This is a genomic window from Candidatus Thermoplasmatota archaeon (assembly GCA_022848865.1).
In the GTDB taxonomy this organism is placed as follows: domain Archaea; phylum Thermoplasmatota; class Thermoplasmata; order RBG-16-68-12; family JAGMCJ01; genus JAGMCJ01.
Window position 1 is genome coordinate 1 of the sequence record JAJISE010000118.1, and the last position, 576, is coordinate 576.

Annotated in this window: 1 protein-coding gene; it reads left to right on the top strand. The window is 63.9% G+C overall.

The features are described from left to right. Positions 1 to 187: 187 nt before the first annotated feature. On the top strand, positions 188 to 576 hold a 389-nt coding region (locus LN415_09960), incomplete at its 3' end, for a radical SAM protein (GenBank protein MCJ2557402.1).

The window sequence follows — 576 nt, forward strand, 5'->3', positions numbered from 1 at the left end:
GTCGAGGAGCGATTGGCGGCCGCGGGCTGTCCCAAACTCAACCTTCAGGTACGCGCCTCGAGCCGCGAGGCGGTGGCCTTCTACGAGGGATTGGGTTACGCGGTGGAGGAGCGCGTGAGCATGGGGAAGCGGTTGAAAGGGGCCGCGCCGGACTCGAAAGAGTTGTAACGGCGAAAGGGATACGGTTATGCTCAAGGGATTACATTTCCTTCTGACGTACGCGTGCAACTTCGAGTGCGACCACTGCTTCCTGTACTGCGGCTCGCACGCGGAGGGGACGTTTACGCTCGAGCAACTTCGCGCGGTCCTCGACGAGGCCCAAAAACTCGGCACGATCGGGTTTATCTATTACGAGGGCGGCGAGCCGTTCCTCTACTACCCGTTGATGGTGGAGGGGCTAAAAATGGCGCGGGCGCGCGGCTTCAAGGCCGGGATCGTAACCAACTGCTACTGGGCGACGGCCGCGGAGGATGCCGCGCTTTGGCTGGGCCCCCTCCGGGAGGCCGGGACGGACGACCTCTCCGTGAGCGACGACGCCTACCACCACGGCGACGACGAAGAGACGCCGGCCAAGGT